This is a genomic window from Flavobacterium sp. RSP15, assembly GCF_003968755.1.
GTDB lineage: Bacteria > Bacteroidota > Bacteroidia > Flavobacteriales > Flavobacteriaceae > Flavobacterium.
Window position 1 is genome coordinate 57236 of the sequence record NZ_RYDL01000006.1, and the last position, 18999, is coordinate 76234.

The 18999-nt window shown below is 35.3% G+C and carries 15 protein-coding genes; 13 read left to right on the forward strand and 2 right to left on the reverse strand.

Annotated features, from left to right (window positions below):
- Positions 1-4 precede the first annotated feature (4 nt).
- The 12 genes from EKM00_RS08375 (at position 5) to rlmB (ending at position 15827) form a co-directional block, all read left to right on the forward strand.
- Positions 5-1351 carry an HlyD family secretion protein gene (locus EKM00_RS08375; RefSeq protein WP_126515874.1) on the forward strand — a complete coding sequence of 449 codons (1347 nt, stop codon included), beginning with the start codon at positions 5-7 and terminating at the stop codon, positions 1349-1351.
- Positions 1351-2739 (forward strand): TolC family protein, encoded by a 1389-nt coding sequence (locus EKM00_RS08380; RefSeq protein WP_126515875.1) that lies wholly within the window; start codon positions 1351-1353, stop codon positions 2737-2739. The genes EKM00_RS08375 and EKM00_RS08380 overlap by 1 nt, the downstream gene beginning before the upstream one ends.
- A 43-nt stretch (positions 2740-2782) precedes the next feature.
- Entirely contained in the window at positions 2783-3601 is an 819-nt protein-coding gene (gene map / locus EKM00_RS08385) for a type I methionyl aminopeptidase (protein WP_126451808.1), read from the forward strand.
- 69 nt (positions 3602-3670) lie between these two features.
- A complete protein-coding gene (locus EKM00_RS08390; RefSeq protein ID WP_126515876.1) occupies positions 3671-4087 on the forward strand; it encodes a GxxExxY protein in 417 nt (138 codons plus the stop codon).
- A gap of 52 nt (positions 4088-4139) precedes the next feature.
- The gene (locus EKM00_RS08395) at positions 4140-4904 is read left to right on the forward strand and encodes a class I SAM-dependent methyltransferase (RefSeq protein ID WP_126515877.1); all 765 of its coding nucleotides are present in this window, start codon (positions 4140-4142) and stop codon (positions 4902-4904) included.
- 252 nt (positions 4905-5156) lie between these two features.
- Positions 5157-6422: a DUF5103 domain-containing protein gene (locus tag EKM00_RS08400; protein WP_370453926.1), complete on the forward strand. Its 1266-nt coding sequence runs from the start codon at positions 5157-5159 to the stop codon at positions 6420-6422.
- Positions 6423-6503: 81 nt separating this feature from the next.
- Positions 6504-6890 carry a Co2+/Mg2+ efflux protein ApaG gene (gene apaG, locus EKM00_RS08405; protein ID WP_126451805.1) on the forward strand — a complete coding sequence of 129 codons (387 nt, stop codon included), beginning with the start codon at positions 6504-6506 and terminating at the stop codon, positions 6888-6890.
- A gap of 164 nt (positions 6891-7054) precedes the next feature.
- A complete protein-coding gene (gene pruA, locus EKM00_RS08410; RefSeq protein WP_126515878.1) occupies positions 7055-8683 on the forward strand; it encodes an L-glutamate gamma-semialdehyde dehydrogenase in 1629 nt (542 codons plus the stop codon).
- A 535-nt stretch (positions 8684-9218) separates the two neighbouring features.
- The gene (locus EKM00_RS08415; protein WP_126515879.1) at positions 9219-12425 is read left to right on the forward strand and encodes a SusC/RagA family TonB-linked outer membrane protein; all 3207 of its coding nucleotides are present in this window, start codon (positions 9219-9221) and stop codon (positions 12423-12425) included.
- A 17-nt stretch (positions 12426-12442) separates the two neighbouring features.
- Positions 12443-14095, forward strand: coding sequence for a SusD/RagB family nutrient-binding outer membrane lipoprotein (locus EKM00_RS08420; RefSeq protein WP_126515880.1), 1653 nt, complete (start codon positions 12443-12445; stop codon positions 14093-14095).
- A 54-nt stretch (positions 14096-14149) separates the two neighbouring features.
- Complete coding sequence (locus tag EKM00_RS08425; protein ID WP_126515881.1) at positions 14150-15022, forward strand: hypothetical protein; 873 nt, start codon at positions 14150-14152, stop codon at positions 15020-15022.
- A 70-nt stretch (positions 15023-15092) separates the two neighbouring features.
- Positions 15093-15827 carry a 23S rRNA (guanosine(2251)-2'-O)-methyltransferase RlmB gene (rlmB, locus tag EKM00_RS08430; protein ID WP_126451800.1) on the forward strand — a complete coding sequence of 245 codons (735 nt, stop codon included), beginning with the start codon at positions 15093-15095 and terminating at the stop codon, positions 15825-15827.
- Positions 15828-15881: 54 nt separating this feature from the next.
- Here the strand turns inward: rlmB and EKM00_RS08435 are convergent, their stop codons facing one another.
- Positions 15882-16679, reverse strand: a complete 798-nt coding sequence (locus tag EKM00_RS08435) for a rhomboid family intramembrane serine protease (RefSeq protein ID WP_126515882.1) — start codon at positions 16677-16679, stop codon at positions 15882-15884.
- 236 nt (positions 16680-16915) lie between these two features.
- On the opposite strand from EKM00_RS08435, the gene EKM00_RS08440 reads away from it, so the two are divergent.
- Complete coding sequence (locus EKM00_RS08440) at positions 16916-18193, forward strand: replication-associated recombination protein A (RefSeq protein WP_126515883.1); 1278 nt, start codon at positions 16916-16918, stop codon at positions 18191-18193.
- A gap of 62 nt (positions 18194-18255) precedes the next feature.
- Here EKM00_RS08440 and EKM00_RS08445 read toward each other — a convergent pair whose 3' ends face one another.
- Positions 18256-18999 (reverse strand): hypothetical protein, encoded by a 744-nt coding sequence (locus EKM00_RS08445; protein WP_126515884.1) that lies wholly within the window; start codon positions 18997-18999, stop codon positions 18256-18258.

The window sequence follows — 18999 nt, forward strand, 5'->3', positions numbered from 1 at the left end:
AGTCATGCTAAACATTTCAGATAACCAAACAAAACTGCAACAGTTAGACCAATACGAAGCGGTCAAAAATCTTACAAACAGGCCGCATTACAAAATTTTAAATAAAATTATAGCGGCTGTTTCCATACTTGGTATAATTGCACTTTTCTTGCCATGGACTCAAAACATTTCTGGTACTGGAGCTGTTACCACCTTAAAACCAAGTCAAAGACCACAATCTATCCAAAGTATAATCTCGGGTCGAATTGAAAAATGGTACGTTCAGGAAGGCGATTTTGTCAAGAAAGGCGACACTATACTCTTTATCTCAGAGATCAAAGAAGATTACATGGATCCTAATTTAGTGCAAAATACGAAAAGCCAGATCGATGCCAAAAAACAATCTTTACAATCTTATGGGTTTAAGGTAAGCACGGTTTCAGAACAAATCCAGGCCATTGAAAGGGAGAAAGTCTTGAAACTAGAACAAGCACAAAACAAAATCAAACAATCCGTTTTAAAAATAGAAAGTGACAGCATGGATCTTGTTGCTGTAAAAACCCAACTAAAAATTGCAGATACACAATACAATCGGTCCGTACAATTGAATAAAGAAGGCTTGAAACCGCTGACCGATATTGAAGAAAAAAGATTAAAACTGCAAGAAGTTGAAGCTAAAATCATCACTCAAGAAAACAAGTACTTAATCAGTAAAAACGAGTTGATCAATGCCAAAGTAGAAATAAACCGAATAAGTGCGGAGTATACGGAGAAAGTTTCTAAAGCAAATAGTGAAAAATTCACAGCGCTCAGCAGCCAGTTTGAAACAGATGTTCAAGTTTCTAAACTGGAGAATCTATACGCAAACTACAGCATCCGTAATGGAATGTATTACATCAAAGCATCCCAAAACGGCTATATCAACAGGGCCTTGCAATCCGGCCTTGGGGAAACAGTGAAAGAAGGCACGCCAATAGCCACTATCATGCCCTCCGACTATGATATCGCTGTGGAAACATTTGTAAATCCAATCGATTTACCATTATTAGCCAAAGGTGAAAAAGTACGCGTTTGGTTTGATGGATGGCCTACTATTGTTTTTTCAGGATGGCCTAATATGTCTTACGGAACTTTTGGAGGTGAAATTGTGGCTATTGAAAATTTCATTAGCGTCAATGGAAAGTACCGAGTTTTGATTGCTCCAGATAAAAACGAAGATAACTGGCCTATTCAATTAAGTATTGGTGCTGGTGCGCAAACAATCGCTTTATTGGACAATGTTCCTGTATGGTTCGAGCTGTGGAGAACCTTGAACGGATTTCCGCCTAATTATTACAAACCTTCGCCTACAATAACAACAGAAAAAAAATAATGAAACAGATATTTTTAGCATTTTTATTCTTCGGGCTTTCTGCGGGTGCTCAAGAAAAAATAGCCAACGAACTGACCTTTACTGAATTTCTGGGGTATGTGAAAAAGTACCATCCCTTGGTGAAAAATGCCAATTTAGAGATCAGTAAATCCCAAGCTAATTTGATGATGGCTCGTGGTGGTTTTGACCCAAAAATTGAAGTTGATTTCAGTGAAAAACAATTCAAAGGCAGCGAATATTATTCCATTTTAAACAGCAGTTTCAAAATACCCACGTGGTATGGCATCGAGATTAAAGCGGGCTTCGATAATAGCGAAGGTGTGTATTTGAATCCCCAAAACACGCTTCCCAATCAAGGTTTAACTTCACTCGGAGTGACCATTCCGCTTGGTCAAGGTTTGTTTATAAATCAAAGAATGGCGGATGTACGAAAAGCCAAAATGCAAATGCAACTAAGTCAGGCAGAACGAAAACTGCAGGCTATTATGGTTTTGTATGATGCTTCCCTGGCGTATTTCAATTGGAAGAAAAACTTCAACGAAGTTGCTTTGTACCAGGAATACAACCAGAATGCACAAATTCGTTTCAAAGGAATTCAATCGTTAATCATTCAAGGGGACAAACCCGCCATTGATAGTGTTGAAGCAGGAATTATTGTGAAAAACAGAAAGCTGAGCCTGGAGGATTCGAACCTAAAATTGGCTAAAGCCAAATTAGAACTAGCAACTTTTCTTTGGCTAGAAAACAACATTCCGCTGGAATTATCCGATGCCTTAATTCCTGAAATACAATTAGAATTTACCATTCAGGAAAGTTTAAAAACCAATGACTTATTGAATTCAGATTTCTCCATCACCAATCACCCCAAAATAAATGCATTGCAAAGCAAAATTGATATGCTGAATGTGGAACGAAAACTAAAAGCTAACATGCTTTTGCCTAAAATTGATGTGGGGTACTCTTATATTTCAGAACCTAGTTATATTGACAACTATCAATTTGAGGATTATAAAATTGGATTGGATTTCTATTTTCCTTTATTTCTCAGAAAAGAGCGCGGTAGTTTGAAACTGGCAAAATACAAAGTACAGGAATCTGAATTTGTATTGGATTTGGAAAAAGTGCAATTGACTAATAAAATCAATGCCCAGAAACTAGAAATCAAATCACTCTTAAAACAACAGCAGTTAATCAAAGAATTAGTGCAAGACAATCTCACCATGCTAAATTCAGAAGAACGTTTGTTCTCTTTTGGTGAAAGCTCGTTGTTTTTAATAAATATCCGAGAAAACAATTTAGTAACATCACAACTTTCGAAAATAGCATTAGAAAACCGTTTTTACATTTCTAATTCAGACCTTTTTAAAATCATGGCCAATCCGGATTAAATACTTATAAAATTGTATTTTTGCAACTTGAAAAAATGAAATTATGATTATTATAAAATCCCGTGAGGAAATAGAATTAATGCGCGAAAGTGCGCTGATCGTATCAAAAACATTAGGAATGATTGCTTCTGAAATCAAAGAAGGAGTGACCACATTATACCTGGATAAATTAGCCGAAACCTTCATTCGCGATCATGGTGCTGAACCAAGTTTTCTTGGCTTATATGGTTTTCCAAACTCCCTTTGCATGAGTCCAAACGCACAAGTAGTCCATGGGATACCAAATAACAAACCATTAGAAAGCGGTGATGTAATCTCGGTAGATTGTGGGGCTTACAAAAATGGATACCATGGCGATCATGCGTACTCTTTTGAAATTGGCGAAGTGGCTCCGGAAACTAAAAAACTATTACAGATAACCAAAGAATCCTTATATATCGGAATCCGAGAATTTAAAATAGGAAACCGCGTGGAAGATGTGGGTAATGCCATTCAAAAATATACCGAATCATATGGATACGGCGTCGTACGGGAATTAGTGGGTCATGGCGTAGGACAAAAAATGCATGAAGATCCTGAGATGCCGAATTATGGCAAAAAAGGAAGAGGCAAACTCTTTGTTGAAGGAATGGTTGTTGCCATTGAGCCGATGATTAACATGGGAACTAGAAACATCAAGCAACACAAAGACGGCTGGACCATCACGACAGCTGACGGAAAACCAAGTGCCCATTTTGAACACGACGTAGCCATTATCGATGGAAAACCAGAAATTTTATCCACTTTTGCTTATGTTTATAAAGCGTTAGGAATTGTAAGTACAGAAGAAGATGAGTTTAGACGAGAGCCTTTAGTATTGTAAAGCATTTCACAAAGATTCACAAAGTAAACTCAAAGATTCACAAAAATTTAAGTCCTAAATTATTTATAAATGACAAACGAAGAATTTATAGAGATCTCTGAAGATTTACAAGCAATTTCTTATAAAGTAATTGGTCTAGCTATTGAAGTTCATCGTCAACTTGGTCCGGGACTTTTGGAATCAACCTATCAAGAATGTCTTTTTTATGATATCAAAAAAGCAGGTTTGCAGGTAGAAAAGGAGATAACGCTTCCTATAATATACAAGGAAATAAAACTTAATCAAGGATATAGAATTGACCTACTAGTAGAGAACAAGTTAGTTATTGAATTGAAAACAGTTGAAAATTATACTTCCGTACATTTTGCACAAATACTTACCTATTTAAAGCTTGGAAATTATCCGTTGGGATTACTAATAAATTACGATAGTAAAATTTTAAAAAACAATATAAAACGATTTATAAATACAACTTCAGATTCTTAAAAAAAACTTAGTGAATCTTTGAGTTTACTTTGCGAATCTTTGTGAAACAACAATGAAAAAACTCTTTAAACTTATACTCAATACCATTCCGCGGCCCATACTTATTCGTTTAAGTTATGTGGCACGCCCAGTTCTTGCACTTGCGTTAAAAGGAACTACATTCACTGATCCAATTGACGGAAGAAGCTTTAAAACTTTTTTACCTTACGGTTACGGAACACAAAGAAACAATGTGCTTTCACCAAGTACCCTTTCATTAGAGAGACACCGTTTATTATGGTTGTACTTAAATGAAAAAACTGATTTTTTTACGTCTCCAAAAAAAGTTTTACATTTTGCACCGGAACAAGCGTTTTATAAACTGTTTCGAAACCAGAAAAATCTAGATTACACGACAACCGATTTGTTTTCACCGTTAGCAGATGTGAAAGCAGATATTTGTAATTTACCTTTTGAGGACAATCAATACGATGTTATTCTGTGCAATCATGTTTTAGAACACATTCCGGATGATACAAAAGCCATGCAGGAATTGTATCGGGTTTTAAAACCGGGCGGAATGGCAATTTTACAAATTCCACAGGATTTATCCAGAGCCACCACTTTTGCAGATGATTCCATTACCGATCAAAAAGAACGTGCTAAAATATTTGGTCAATACGATCATGTCCGTATTTATGGCCGTGATTATTTTGATAAATTACGAAGTATCGGTTTTAAAGTAATCGAAGAAGAGTATACTGATAAAATTACGCCTGAATTAGTAGAAAAATATTGTTTGGCCAAAGGGGAAATTATCCCGGTTTGTTTCAAATAATTGAAAGTATAAATTTACACCATAAAAAAACCTGCTAAAGTTACTTTTTAGCAGGTTTTTAGTTTAGTAGTGCGTCAGTTGATTTTTCTTATAAGCCGTTTATTTGTAATACAAATAATCAGTTAGTCTTTAAGACCGGAACGAATTAAAACGATTTTGACAGCTATTACTTTCGAAATAATTAATGTAAAAACTAGATGAACCAAAGACAAAAGGTAATTGCTATATTTACACAATCTTACGTTTTATAAAATGGAAAACCCTTTGCTCAAAATAGCTGCTTTTATGCTTACTGCATTTTATTCCTGCGTTTCTTTGGCGCAAATAGAAAAAGAAGTTGCTCCGCCATACCACATTAAAACCATTTCATTTGTTCAAAATGACCAAACTATAATTCCAATTTTAAAACTAGGCGAAGGATTTCAATTGCAATTTGATGATCTTTTTGGCAATGAAGCCAATTATTATTATGAAATAATTCATTGCGATTACAACTGGAACCCAACGGCAATTCCGAAAAATGAATATTTGGAAGGTTTTGACAACCAAAGAATTCAGGAGTACACGAACTCTTTTAATACCTTACAAATCTATTCGCATTACAAATTAGCAATTCCAAATCAGTTTACGCTTCAATTAAAAATCAGCGGAAATTATATGATAAAGGTTTTAGATGAAAATAAAGACATCCTGTTTTCGAGAAAATTTATTTTATACGAAGACCTGGTTACGGTTCCCATTCAAGTCAAACGAGCACGAACAATAAACACAATTGAATTGAAACACAATTTAGATTTTGCAATTAAATCTAATTCCATTGTTTTCCAAACTCCGTTGCGGAATGTCAGAGTGCTATTACTTCAAAACGGACAACTTAATAGCGGTATAAAAAATATAATTCCGCAGTATACAATAGGAAATGATTTGATCTACAAATACGATACGGAAACACAGTTTTGGGCGGGAAATGAGTTTTTGTTTTTCGAAAATAAAGACATCAGAGCCGCAAACAACACCATTGGTCGGGTAGACTTTAGCACCCCTATTTATGGTTCTTTTTTATACACTAATGCTGCTAGAGCCAATTTTCCGTATTCCTTTACCCAAGATGTTAATGGAGCTTTTGTAGTCAAGAATATAAGCGCTGCTGACAGCGAATTCGAAGCGGATTATGCCTGGGTCTATTTCAGTCTTTCGGCCCCCACTTTCAGAATGAATAAAAATATTTATGTTGCCGGTATGTTCAATAACTACGCATTAATCCCTGAATATAAGATGGACTATAATCCTAAAAAAGGGCTTTATGAAAAGGCTATTTTAATAAAACAAGGGTTCACAAACTTTCAATACCTTGTTGCAGATGACAAAGGAGTTCTTGATCCGGAAAATGCGATAGATGGCAATTTTTATCAAACAGAAAATGAATATACCATAGTAGTCTATTACAGAGAAAACATAGGTCGTTATGACAGGGCTGTGGGCAAAGGAATGGCAAATTCAATAAACACCATCAATTAAAAAAACTTTCATAAAATTCAACAAAACGACACCCTTTTTTTGTAAATTTGTTAGTACTAAACTCCTACACACCCATTTAATATGGTTTCTCAAATAACAAGAGGTATAAAAATTTCAGTATTGACTAGTTTTGAAGGTACGTACGTTAAGAACTACAAGCTTCATTTTGCATTTAGTTATGAAATTACTATTGAAAACCACAGTAAAGATTCCGTTCAATTGATCTCGCGTCATTGGGAAATTTATGATTCCTTAAATGATATCGAAATTGTTGATGGCGAAGGGGTAATTGGGAAAAAGCCTGTTTTAAAACCTGGCGAATTTCACACCTATAGTTCCGGTTGTCTATTATCATCCCCTTATGGTGCGATGAAAGGGTATTTTAACATGATTAATTTTACCTCAACAAAAAACTTCAAAGTCATTGTACCTACCTTCCGATTGTGTGCTCCCTTTGCTTTAAATTAATTTTTTTACTTAAAATATTCCTTTTTCTTATTCCTGTTTTATCAAATTTTAAAATTATCCTTTGTACTTTTGCACTACAATAATTTTTTGATAAAATAACGAGTAATTTATTTTTTAATTTTCTAATCTTAATCTCTTCAAACAGATTATCAAATTACATTATCATGCTAAAAGGATTTTTTCATGCGCCAAAAGCAGTAAACGAACCAGTAAAAGGGTATGCACCAAATTCACCTGAAAAAGCCGCCGTACAAGCCGCTTATACTAGAATGTGGAATTCTAAAATTGACGTACCATTATATATAGGAAGCGAAGAAATTAGAACAGGGAATACCAAAACAATGTCAGCGCCTCATGACCACAAACATAGTGTAGGAACGTATCATCTTGCCGAAAAATCACATATCGAGAAAGCTATTGCAAATGCATTAGAGTCAAGAACAGCTTGGGCTAACATGGCTTGGGAACAGCGCGCAGCCATTTTCCTTAAAGCCGCTGAATTAATTGCTGGCCCTTACAGAGCAAGAATTAATGCCGCAACCATGATTGCTCAGTCTAAAAATGTTCATCAGGCCGAGATTGATGCGTCATGTGAGCTAATTGACTTTTTGCGTTTCAACGTAGAATTCATGACTCAAATATATGGAGACCAGCCGGCATCCACCTCAGATATGTGGAATCGTCTAGAGTACAGACCTCTTGAAGGATTTGTATACGCAATCACACCCTTTAACTTTACTGCAATTGCCGCAAATCTTCCAGCAAGCGCCGCAATGATGGGGAACGTTGTAATCTGGAAACCAAGTGATAGTCAAGTTTTTTCCGCGCAAATTATAATCGAAGTGTTCAAAGAAGCTGGTATTCCTGATGGAGTTATCAATGTAGTTTTTGGAGACCCTTTAATGATTACCGATACCATTCTGGCAAGTCGGGATTTTGCTGGAATTCACTTTACAGGTTCCACTCACGTATTCAAAGATATCTGGGCAAAAATTGGAACTAACATACACCATTACAAAACGTACCCAAGAATCGTGGGGGAAACAGGCGGAAAAGATTTCATCATAGCGCATTCAAGCGCAAACCCTAAACAAGTTTCTACGGGAATTGTACGTGGCGCATTTGAATTTCAAGGGCAAAAATGCTCAGCAGCGTCTAGATCTTATGTCCCACAAAGCTTATGGCCTGCTGTAAAAGAGCAAATTATTGCGGATGTAAAATCAATGAAAATGGGATCTCCAGAAGATTTTAGTAATTTTATTACTGCCGTTATTCATGAAGGCTCCTTTGATAAATTGGTCAGTTTTATCGACCAAGCCAAAAAAGATACTGATGCGGAGATTATCGTTGGTGGGAACTATGACAAATCAGTTGGATACTTTATTGAGCCAACGGTAATTGTAACGACTAATCCTCATTATACCACCATGGCAACTGAATTATTTGGTCCAGTTATGACTATTTTTGTATATGAAGATGCAAAATGGGAAGAAACACTAGAATTGGTAGATACAACGTCTGAATACGCATTAACAGGAGCCGTTTTCAGTCAGGACCGTTACGCCATTGAAGTGGCGACAGGGAAATTACAAAATGCTGCCGGTAACTTCTATATTAATGACAAACCAACGGGTGCCGTTGTAGGGCAACAACCTTTTGGCGGAGCAAGAGCTTCAGGAACCAATGACAAAGCAGGTTCTCCATTGAACTTATTGCGCTGGGCTTCTCCAAGAACAATCAAAGAAACTTTCGTTACTCCGGTAGATTACAGATACCCTTTCTTAGGAGAATAGCTAAAATGAGGAATTCACCTCACCAAATAAAGTATTTCTTAAAAAATCCCAAGATTCAAAGCAATTGAATCTTGGGATTTTTTTTAGGTCTAGACGTTAACACCGAAAAAACACTGTTATCCAATAAATACTTTTCCAAACTGATTGCCCGCTTTGAAAACTATTTATAAACCACCCTCATTACATCCTTTGGATTGTTTTTGTTACTTTATTAAAAAAGCGCAATGAACCTTGCGCGATTTTTGTCTTCCCTTTTATTTTTTGGACAAATTGGATTCTATCTTTTCAAGAAAACGGACCGGCCTTTATCGAAAATAATTTCAATTAATTGATTCTTCTTTTGAAAGAAACAAGTAGCCCAATAAATTAAAAAAAAATACTGAAATTACAATTAGTTCAATTTTTTGGCTTTAAAAAGAAACAAAAAACATTTTTTAAGGTTAATTGCTATTATATAAAATAAAAAATTAGGATAAGATTAGGTTTTTTAACTTAAAATTAAGATTTTTGATGAATCTAACCAAAAATAATAACTATGAAACTAAAGTTTAATGGATTCTTAGTACTACTACTAGTACTTGTGACGCAATTGACCTTTGCGCAAGAACGATCTGTCTCGGGGATTGTTTCTGATAATGCAGGAATGCCTATCACGGGAGTCAGTGTATTAGTAAAAGGGACTAAATCAGGGACGCAAACTGATTTTGACGGAAAATTTTCAATCAAAGCTACATCAAGCCAAATCTTGATTTTTAGCTTTATTGGCATGAAAACTCAGGAAAGAGTAGCAAGTTCCGAAAACTTGAAGGTTACACTTATGGAAGACTCACAAGCTCTAGAAGAAGTCGTAATTACATCTCAAGGTATAAAAAGAGAGAAACAAGCAATTGGTTACGCAGTTAGCCAAGTTAAAGCAAAAGATCTAGAACAAAGGTCAGAAGGTGATATAGCTAGGGTTTTAAGCGGAAAGGCTTCAGGAGTGCAAATCATTAATGGTAGTGGTATTTCTGGTTCCGCAACAAACATCAACATTAGAGGCAACTACTCTGTTAGTGGATCATCTCAACCATTATTCATCGTTGATGGAGTTCCTTTTAGCTCAGACACGAATGCTAATGGTTCATTCATTAATGGTAACTCTGGCTCAAGTAGATTCTTGGATTTAGATCCAAACAACATTGAAAACGTAAGTATCTTAAAAGGATTTGCAGCTGCAACACTTTACGGAACTGAAGGTAGAAATGGTGTAATTTTAATTACTACAAAAAGTGGAAGTTTAAAAAAAGGACCTAAAAAAACAGAGATTTCTGTAAGTCAATCACTTTTTGCTAACGAAATAGCATCTTTACCAGATTACCAAAATAAATTTGGTAATGGATTTGACCAAGCTTTTGGTAACTTCTACAGTAACTGGGGTCCTGGATTTTATCCAAATGGTATTGGTGGTTACGCAAATCCAAATTCTGGAATTGCTGCTGATGGCACAATCAAACACCCATACGACAGAGCAAACTTAAATTCTGCTTTTCCAGAATATATTGGTAAAAGAGTACCTTATTCTGCAAAACCAAACAACGTTAAAGATTTCTTTAGAACAGGAATAGTTGCTAGTACTTCTGTTAATATTGCTGGAGCTTCAGCTGACGGAAAAACTAGTTTCAACTTTAACTTTGGTCATTTAGAAGATGAAGGATTTACACCTGGTAACAAATTAGGTAGAAATTCAATCTCTATTGGTGGTAAGTCTGCTTTAAGTAATAAATTTACAATTAGCGGAACTTTAAACTATTCAAATACTAATTTCAAAAGCCCACCAGTTGCTTTAAGTACAGGTTCAGGAGCTTCAGGAACAGGTTTGTCTGTGTTTTCAGATGTGTTTTACACACCTCGTAACGTAGATTTAATGGGATTACCTTTCCAAGATCCTATTACAGGAGGAAGTGTTTATTATAGAAATGATGGTGGAATTGTAAATCCAAATTGGACAGTAAACAATGCTTTCACATCACAATTAACAAACAGAGTTTTTGGTAATTCAGCTTTGAAATACGACATTAACGACAATTTGAACATAACGTACAGAGTAGGTATTGATAATTATACTGAAAGAAACGTTTCAGGAACTAATAAAGGTTCTGGAGGAGCATCTACCTCTGGACCAGTTTTAGGAGACTATAGAACATTTGATAACCTTAATACAATATGGGATCATAACATATTAGTAACCGGGCAGTACTCGCTTACTGATAATTTAGGACTGAATTTCAGTGTAGGGGCAACTTCCAGATCTACTAAATATGACCGTCAGGGAGTTAATAGTGTAGAGCAATTAGGATTTGGAGTATTTAGACACTTCAACTTCAAAACACAAACGCCAATTCAGTACTCAGAAAGCCGAAATATTGCAGGTATCTATGGCCAAGTTGAACTTGATTATAATAAATGGGCTTATTTGACACTTTCTGAAAGAAAGGACTGGGTATCTAATACAAATATTAATACTCTGGATTACCCAAGTGCGAGTTTAGCGCTTATTCCAACAAAAATATTCTCTGAAATAGCATCAGATAAGGGTTTAAATTATTTGAAATTAAGAATGGGTTATGGTACCTCTGCTGGATTTGCAACAGGATATCCAGTTTCAAACAACGTAACATTAGCTCCAAGAGGAAACATAAACGATGCAGGAACTACATTTCCTATTGTATCAGCTTCAAATAACTTAGGAAATCCTAATTTGAGACCCGAACTATTGACTGAAATTGAACTTGGTTTTGATTCCAAATTTCTGAGTAATAGAGTAAGTTTAGATTTTTCTTATTTCAAAAGAAAAACAAAAGATTTAATTACTGATAGACCATTACCTCCAAGTTCTGGATTTGGATCAACAAAAACAAATATCGGTCAAATTGACGGAGAAGGTTTTGAGGTTGATTTAGGTATAAACGTTATAAATCACGCAAACGATGGATTTAACTGGGATGTTAGTGCTAACGTAACTAAATCAAAATCTATCGTTACTTCTTTAGGTCCTGACACAGAACAAATTGTTTACGATGGATATTCTAACTTAGGTAATGCTGCAATTCCTGGACAACAATTTGGTATAATTGTAGGTAGTAGAATTCAAAGAGATGCTAATGGAAATAAAGTTGTAGAAAGTACTGGTTTGTATAAAATCGAACAAGGTATCTTTAACATTGGTAATCCAAACCCTGATTATATATTAAACGTTTCTAATAATTTTTCATATAAAAACTTTAATTTTGGATTTTTAATTAATTACACCGCAGGTGGAGATATGTTTTCACAAACAATCGCAACTTTGTTAGGTAGAGGTCTTACAACTGATACAGTAGATAGATTAAATACATATATTCTTCCTGGTGTAAAAGCTGATGGATCTGTAAATGATATTCAAATCAACAATTCAGATAATTATTTCAGTAATATTATAGCTGGTGCTGACGAAATGAAAATTTATGACGCAACTGTAATTAGACTTTCTGAAATATCTTTTGGATACAACATACCACGTAAATTATTAGATAAAAGTCCATTTGGAGCTCTATCTATATCTGTATCAGGTAACAACTTGTATTACAATGCTATAAATACTCCTAAAGGAATCAATTTTGACCCTAACGTAGCTGGTCTTGGAGTAGGTAATGGTAAAGGATTTGACCACTTGAATGGCCCAACGGCTAAAAGATATGGTTTTAGTATTAAAGCAAGTTTCTAAATTTAAAAATAACAATTATGAACAATACGAAAAAAATAGCAAGTGTAATAATTTTGTTTTTAGGGGCATTATTATACTCTTCTTGCGAGACAATAGACATGGATATGAAAGAGGATCCAAATGCATTATCTGTTGACAAAGCAGATGTGGATTTCTATTTAAATGGTGTTCAACGTTCTTTCGCACTTAACATGCAAGCTTATGGTAGAACAAGTATGGAAGTGACAAGGATGACTAATATGTTTGGCAGAAGTTATGAAAATGCTTATAGCCCTGCTACATTAGACTCAAAATGGGCAGTTTCTTATCAAACAGTTTTAAAGAACATCCAATTAATGAATATTAAAGCTTCAGAAAAAGGATTGAAACGCCATATTGGTATGGGGCAAGTATTAGAAGCATACACTATTGTTAACTTAGTTGACTTTTTTGGTGATGTACCCTATACTGAAGCTTTATTAGGAGCTACTAATCTAAATGCAAAGGCAGATACTGGAGCTTCAATTTACAATGCTGCTTTAGTTTTACTAGATAAAGCAATTGTAAATTTTTCAGAAACTAGTCCAACAACAACTACTTTCAATGATTTTTATTACAATAAAGATTGGACTAAGTGGATTAAGTTAGCTAATTCTATTAAAATGAAAATCTACATTCAAAGAAGATTAGTTGACGCTTCAGCTATCGCTAGTTTTAATACTATTGTAGCAACAGGAAACTTTATGCAAACTGCTTCAGATGATTTCCAATTTGACTGGAATTCAAATGTTAACAACCCTGATGGAAGAAGTCCTTTATACAGAGACAACTATTTAACTACAGGTACTTCTGAATACCAATCAAACTGGTTTATGGATTTAATGCTAACTGACAAGTCTATAGCTGACCCTAGAATGAAATTCTACTTCTACAGACAGTTAAACGGACAATCACCAATTGACCCTACTACATTAAAATGTTCTATTGAACCAGCTCCAGCTCACTACGTAGCCGGAGGTTATACTTACTGTACAGTAGCTAATGGATACTGGGGTAGAGATCATGGAGACAATTTTGGTATTCCACCAGATGCTGACAAAAAAACTGCTTATGGAGTTTATCCTGCAGGAGGTCGTTTTGATGATAACACATTTAAAACTGTAAATAACTTAAGTGGAGCTAAAGGAGATGGTGTTACACCAATATTATTAAGTTCTACTATGGATTTCTACAGAGCTGAAGCTGCGTTATACGGAGGTACTGGAAGTGCTAAAGCATTTATTTTATCTGGAGTTCAAAAATCATTTACTAAAGTGAGAGCTTTTATATCTAGAGATGCTGGTGCTATTGTATCAACTGTACCTGCTACAACAAGAGATGTAACTTATATGAATGAAGTTGGAAACAAATTTGATGCTGCTACTTTAACAGGCCAAAGAGAAATTCTTGCAAAAGAATTGTTTATCTCATTATTTGGTAACGGTACAGATGCGTACAACTTTTACAGAAGAACTGGATTCCCTCAAAGAATTCAACCAAATCTAGAACCGAATCCTGGGCAATTTATAAGATCATTTTTATATCCTGCAAATGAATCTTCTTCTAATTCAAATATGAAGCAAAAAACTAGCGTTTCAGCAAGAGTATTCTGGGATAACAATGCTACAACTGGATTTCCAATTGGTAACTAATAAATATTAAACATGAAAAAATATATAAAAAACGTAACGTATTGCTTACTTGCAATGGGCATAGTACTATTACAATCTTGTAGTAGTGAAGAAAGTACTGCAGACAATGTACTTGCCAACACTACAAGAGGTGCAATTTTAAGAACTTTAAAAGTAAACCAATCTACTTTTAATTTCTTTGATACAACTTCTAAATGGTCAGTAAATATTGAAGAACAAGATAGTAAAAATGGAGATCTTCTATCAGAGGTTAGATTGTATGTAAAACACACTAAAAATGGAGTAACAAGTGCAGAAAAATTAGTAAAATCATATTCCGCAACAGCCTTTCCAAAAGGATCTAATAATTTACCTACAGGCGAAGTAAGTGCTACACTTGCTGAGACTCTGGCTAAATTGGGGATTACAACCGGAGGTTACACTACATCCGATAAATTTACAATGAGATTAGAATTAGTGTTAACGGATGGTAGAACATTTACTAATACTAACTCTTCTAGTACAGTTGTAGGTGGAGTTTACTTCTCATCAGCGTTCGTATATTCAGTTCAATTCTTTTGTCCATTAGCTAGCGCAGCTGCTTTCAATGGTAACTACAAAGTAACTGCTGATGCTTGGGCTGACTACGCAGTTGGAGATATAGTGCCTGTTCAATACGTATCCACTGATGGATTGTATACATTTAGAATTAGAAATACAAACAATCCATACTTAAACAATCCTTCGACTTCCTATATGATAGTAACAATCAACCCTTCAAATGCAGTAGCAACTGTTACTGCTAATGAGCAGTTCGACTACACAGGCTGGATGAAGGTAACTGTAACTGGATCAGGATCTGTAGGTTCTTGTACTGGGGACATTAACTTAAGATTAAACTTCAGTGGATCGTCACAAAATCAAACTTTTAACTTAGTTAAAATTTAGATTAAATAAATTTCCATTTATCTAAAACCACCATCATTACGATGGTGGTTTTTTTTTATATATTTGCACCATGGAAAAAGAACATCAAATATTTGGGATTAGAGCTATAATCGAAGCCATACAGGCGGGCGCGACCGTAGACAAAGTCTACATTCAGAAGGAAGCAAGCAGCGAACTGATGAAAGACTTAATGAAAGTGATGAAGCGCGGTAATATTAACTTTTCTTATGTTCCGGTTGAAAAATTAAATAGATTAACGCCTAATAACCATCAAGGTGCAGTGGCAACCATATCCCCTATCTCCTTTTTTGATTTAGAAACGTTGATTGAATCTGTAATTGAAAACGGGAAAAAACCATTGTTCTTAATATTAGATCAAATCTCTGATGCTCGTAATTTTGGCGCTATCATCAGAACTGCTGAATGCACCGGCGTAAACGGTATTATTGTTCAAAAAGCAGGCTCAGCTCCTGTGAATGGTGATACGGTAAAAACCTCTGCAGGAGCTGTATTCAATATTCCAATTTGCAAAGTAGAACACATCAAAGATGCTATTTTCTTATTGCAAGCAAGCGGTATCAAAACAGTTGCTGCAACTGAAAAAACAGATCAAAACATCTATGATATCACTTTGAACGAGCCTGTTGCCATAATTATGGGATCTGAGGATCGTGGTGTAAACCCATCTGTATTGAAGATTGTTGACGAAAAAGCTAAACTTCCCATGTTTGGAACTATTGGTTCGTTGAATGTATCCGTAGCTTGTGGTGCTTTTTTATACGAAGCGGTAAGACAGAGAAGTTAATTTCCAAACCCTTCCCAAAGAATAGGGAACCAAAACAAATACACTAAAAATGAATCAAGACTCCCGTTTTGATTCATTTTTTTTGTCTGTAACAATGTGATACCCTACATGGAAATTGGAAGTATAATACGTTGATAATTGCTGTTGTACTTCATTTTCCTCATTTTCTTCATTTTTTGGAAGATTTACAAAATTACCGTTGGCATCAAATCGCTGCATGAATTTATCTGCCACGGGATCATAATCCGGATGTTCCCAATCATACTTATGGACTTTTTTATATTCTGGAGTTTTATATACTAACGTAAGAAGGAATCCGGAGAGCAACCCTGCCAGGTGACCTTCCCAAGAAATAGACTTATTACCTGGAATCTCAGGACTTGGAAAAACATACCAAACTAAACCCCCATAAACAACAATCACGGCAAGAGACAAGGCTAATAATCGATTGTACTTTGTTTGAATTCCCTTAAAAAAAATAAAACTAAACAATACATAAATCAAACTGCTGGCTCCAATATGGTAATTCTCCCGACCAATAATCCACGTAATAAATCCAGACAATAGAATTCCATACCCAACAACCGCCAACGATTGTTTCGCATAGAAAAATTGTAAAGCGACCAATAATACCAATACAGGTATTGAGTTGTTGTACAAATGCTCTATATCACTATGAATAAAAGGACTGAACAAGATTCCTTGCAGACCTGAAAATGTTCGAGGGTAAATACCGTTTTGGACAAAGTCAAAATCAAATCGAATTTCGAGCCAAAAAATAAACCACAGGAATACTACAAAAAAAAGAGGCAGTCCAATAACTAAATTCGTGAATTTAAAATGTTTGTCCATGAATCCTACTTGTTTATACGATCTTCTTAATTCAAAAACTTCTCCAAAAGCAATTTAATGCAATTTTGTCATAGTGTAACCTAATAGTAAAATTAAACACAAGAATTCCTAGCCCAGATGGAAACGGCATCCCACGCTTTTTTGCGTGGATATAGTGTACAGCTGGAAATAGCTCCAAAAAATAAATTTGACAATCATAAATGGGCTTAGATTAAAAAAAATATTAATTTTGCACAATGGAAGCACCACTTGCAGAGCGCATACGACCACAAAAATTAGAAGAGTATATTAGTCAATCCCATTTGGTTGGACCAAATGGTTCCTTGACACAACAAATTACAAAAGGAATTATCCCTTCCTTAATTTTTTGGGGGCCACCGGGCACTGGTAAAACTACTTTAGCACAAATTATTGCACAGGAATCAAAACGACCCTTTTATATTTTGAGTGCCATCAATTCCGGTGTGAAAGACATTCGCGAGGTGATTGAAAAAGCGAAGCAAAGTGGTGGTTTGTTTACGGCTAAAAACCCTATATTATTCATCGATGAGATTCATCGTTTTAGCAAATCCCAACAAGATTCGTTATTGGCTGCGGTAGAAAAAGGGTGGATCACCCTAATTGGTGCCACTACAGAAAACCCTAGTTTTGAAGTTATTCCAGCACTACTGTCCCGATGTCAGGTGTATGTTTTGAACGCTTTTAGCAAAAAAGATTTAGAAACACTTCTGGAACGCGCCATAAAAACAGACGCTTATTTGCAGACCAAAAACATTAAACTAAGAGAAACAGAAGCCTTATTGCGCCTTTCCGGTGGTGATGGACGCAAGCTGTTGAATATTTTTGAACTTGTTGTACATGCATCCGAAGAAGACGATGTTATAATCACAAACGAACGTGTTTTTGCTTTAGTACAACAAAATACCGTTTTGTATGACAAGACCGGCGAGCAACATTATGACATTGTTTCAGCTTTTATAAAATCCATTCGGGGAAGTGATCCAAATGGTGCTGTGTATTGGCTTGCCCGCATGATTGAAGGCGGTGAAGATGTTAAATTTATCGCTCGTCGAATGCTTATCCTGAGTAGTGAAGATATAGGAAATGCCAATCCAACTGCTTTTATTATGGCCAATAATACCTTTCAGGCGGTTGCCACAATTGGATATCCGGAAAGCAGGATTATATTAAGCCAATGTGCCGTTTATTTAGCCACTTCCCCTAAAAGTAACGCTTCGTATTTGGCCATTGGAACTGCGCAACAACTTGTAAAACAAACTGGCGATTTACCGGTACCAATTCACTTGCGCAACGCGCCCACTAAATTAATGAAAGAATTAGGGTATGGCGAAGAATATAAATATGCACACGATTACGCAAATAATTTTGCAGAACAAGAATTCCTTCCTAATGAACTGTCCAAAAATTCCATCTATATTCCCGGAAATAACTCCCGAGAAAACATCACAAGAGAATTCTTAAAAAACCGCTGGAAAAATAAATATGGCTATTAAAATACAAAAAGGGATACACTGCAGTACATCCCTTTTAGAAAAATAATTAATTTATAATTGCGCTAAAACTTTACTGCTATTTTTTCAGAATATAATTTGTCGTTTTCATAATACTCAAAAAACCATTGGTTGTTCTTAGCAATTAAAACACCTTTAATATCTCCTTTGAAAGCGATAAAAGATTCGGCACTAGAGGTTTTAAAAACTTTCATAACAACTTTTGGAGAACTATCAATCAACTGGAAACCGGTTGCCGTAGGCTGAGCATAAAGCAAATCCATTTCTTTTTCATCAGATACTGAGGCGCTGACTACTTTTTGAGCCAACACCACCGGAGCGGTCAAGGGCTTGGTAACTTCTGGCTCCATAGTTGTTTTTGTAGTACCGTTATATTTATATTGCAACTCATTAACGGATTCAAAAGCGTAGTTAAGCGCTTCGCCATACGCAGTTTCATATTGTTTCTCCTTGCTTTTCCCCACTGCAGATTGGAAAATTATTTTCCCGTAACAATCCTTAAGTGTCACAAATAACTTAGTCATCAAAAAAGCATTTTCTTTAACAACATCCATATACAACAAACTGCAACGGTCATTGTAATCACTTGGAATGGCTTCGTTGCTGTAAAAAGCTTCAAAACCGGCTTTGTTTAGATTAAATTTAGACATTGTTGTCAGTCGATACTGATTCTCTGTTTTGAGGAAATCATACTTAACGGGAATAATCACAGCTTTATAATCGTTTACCGATTGAGAATAGGAATAACTAACAACTAATATCAGCAGGAATACGAATGATTTTTTCAT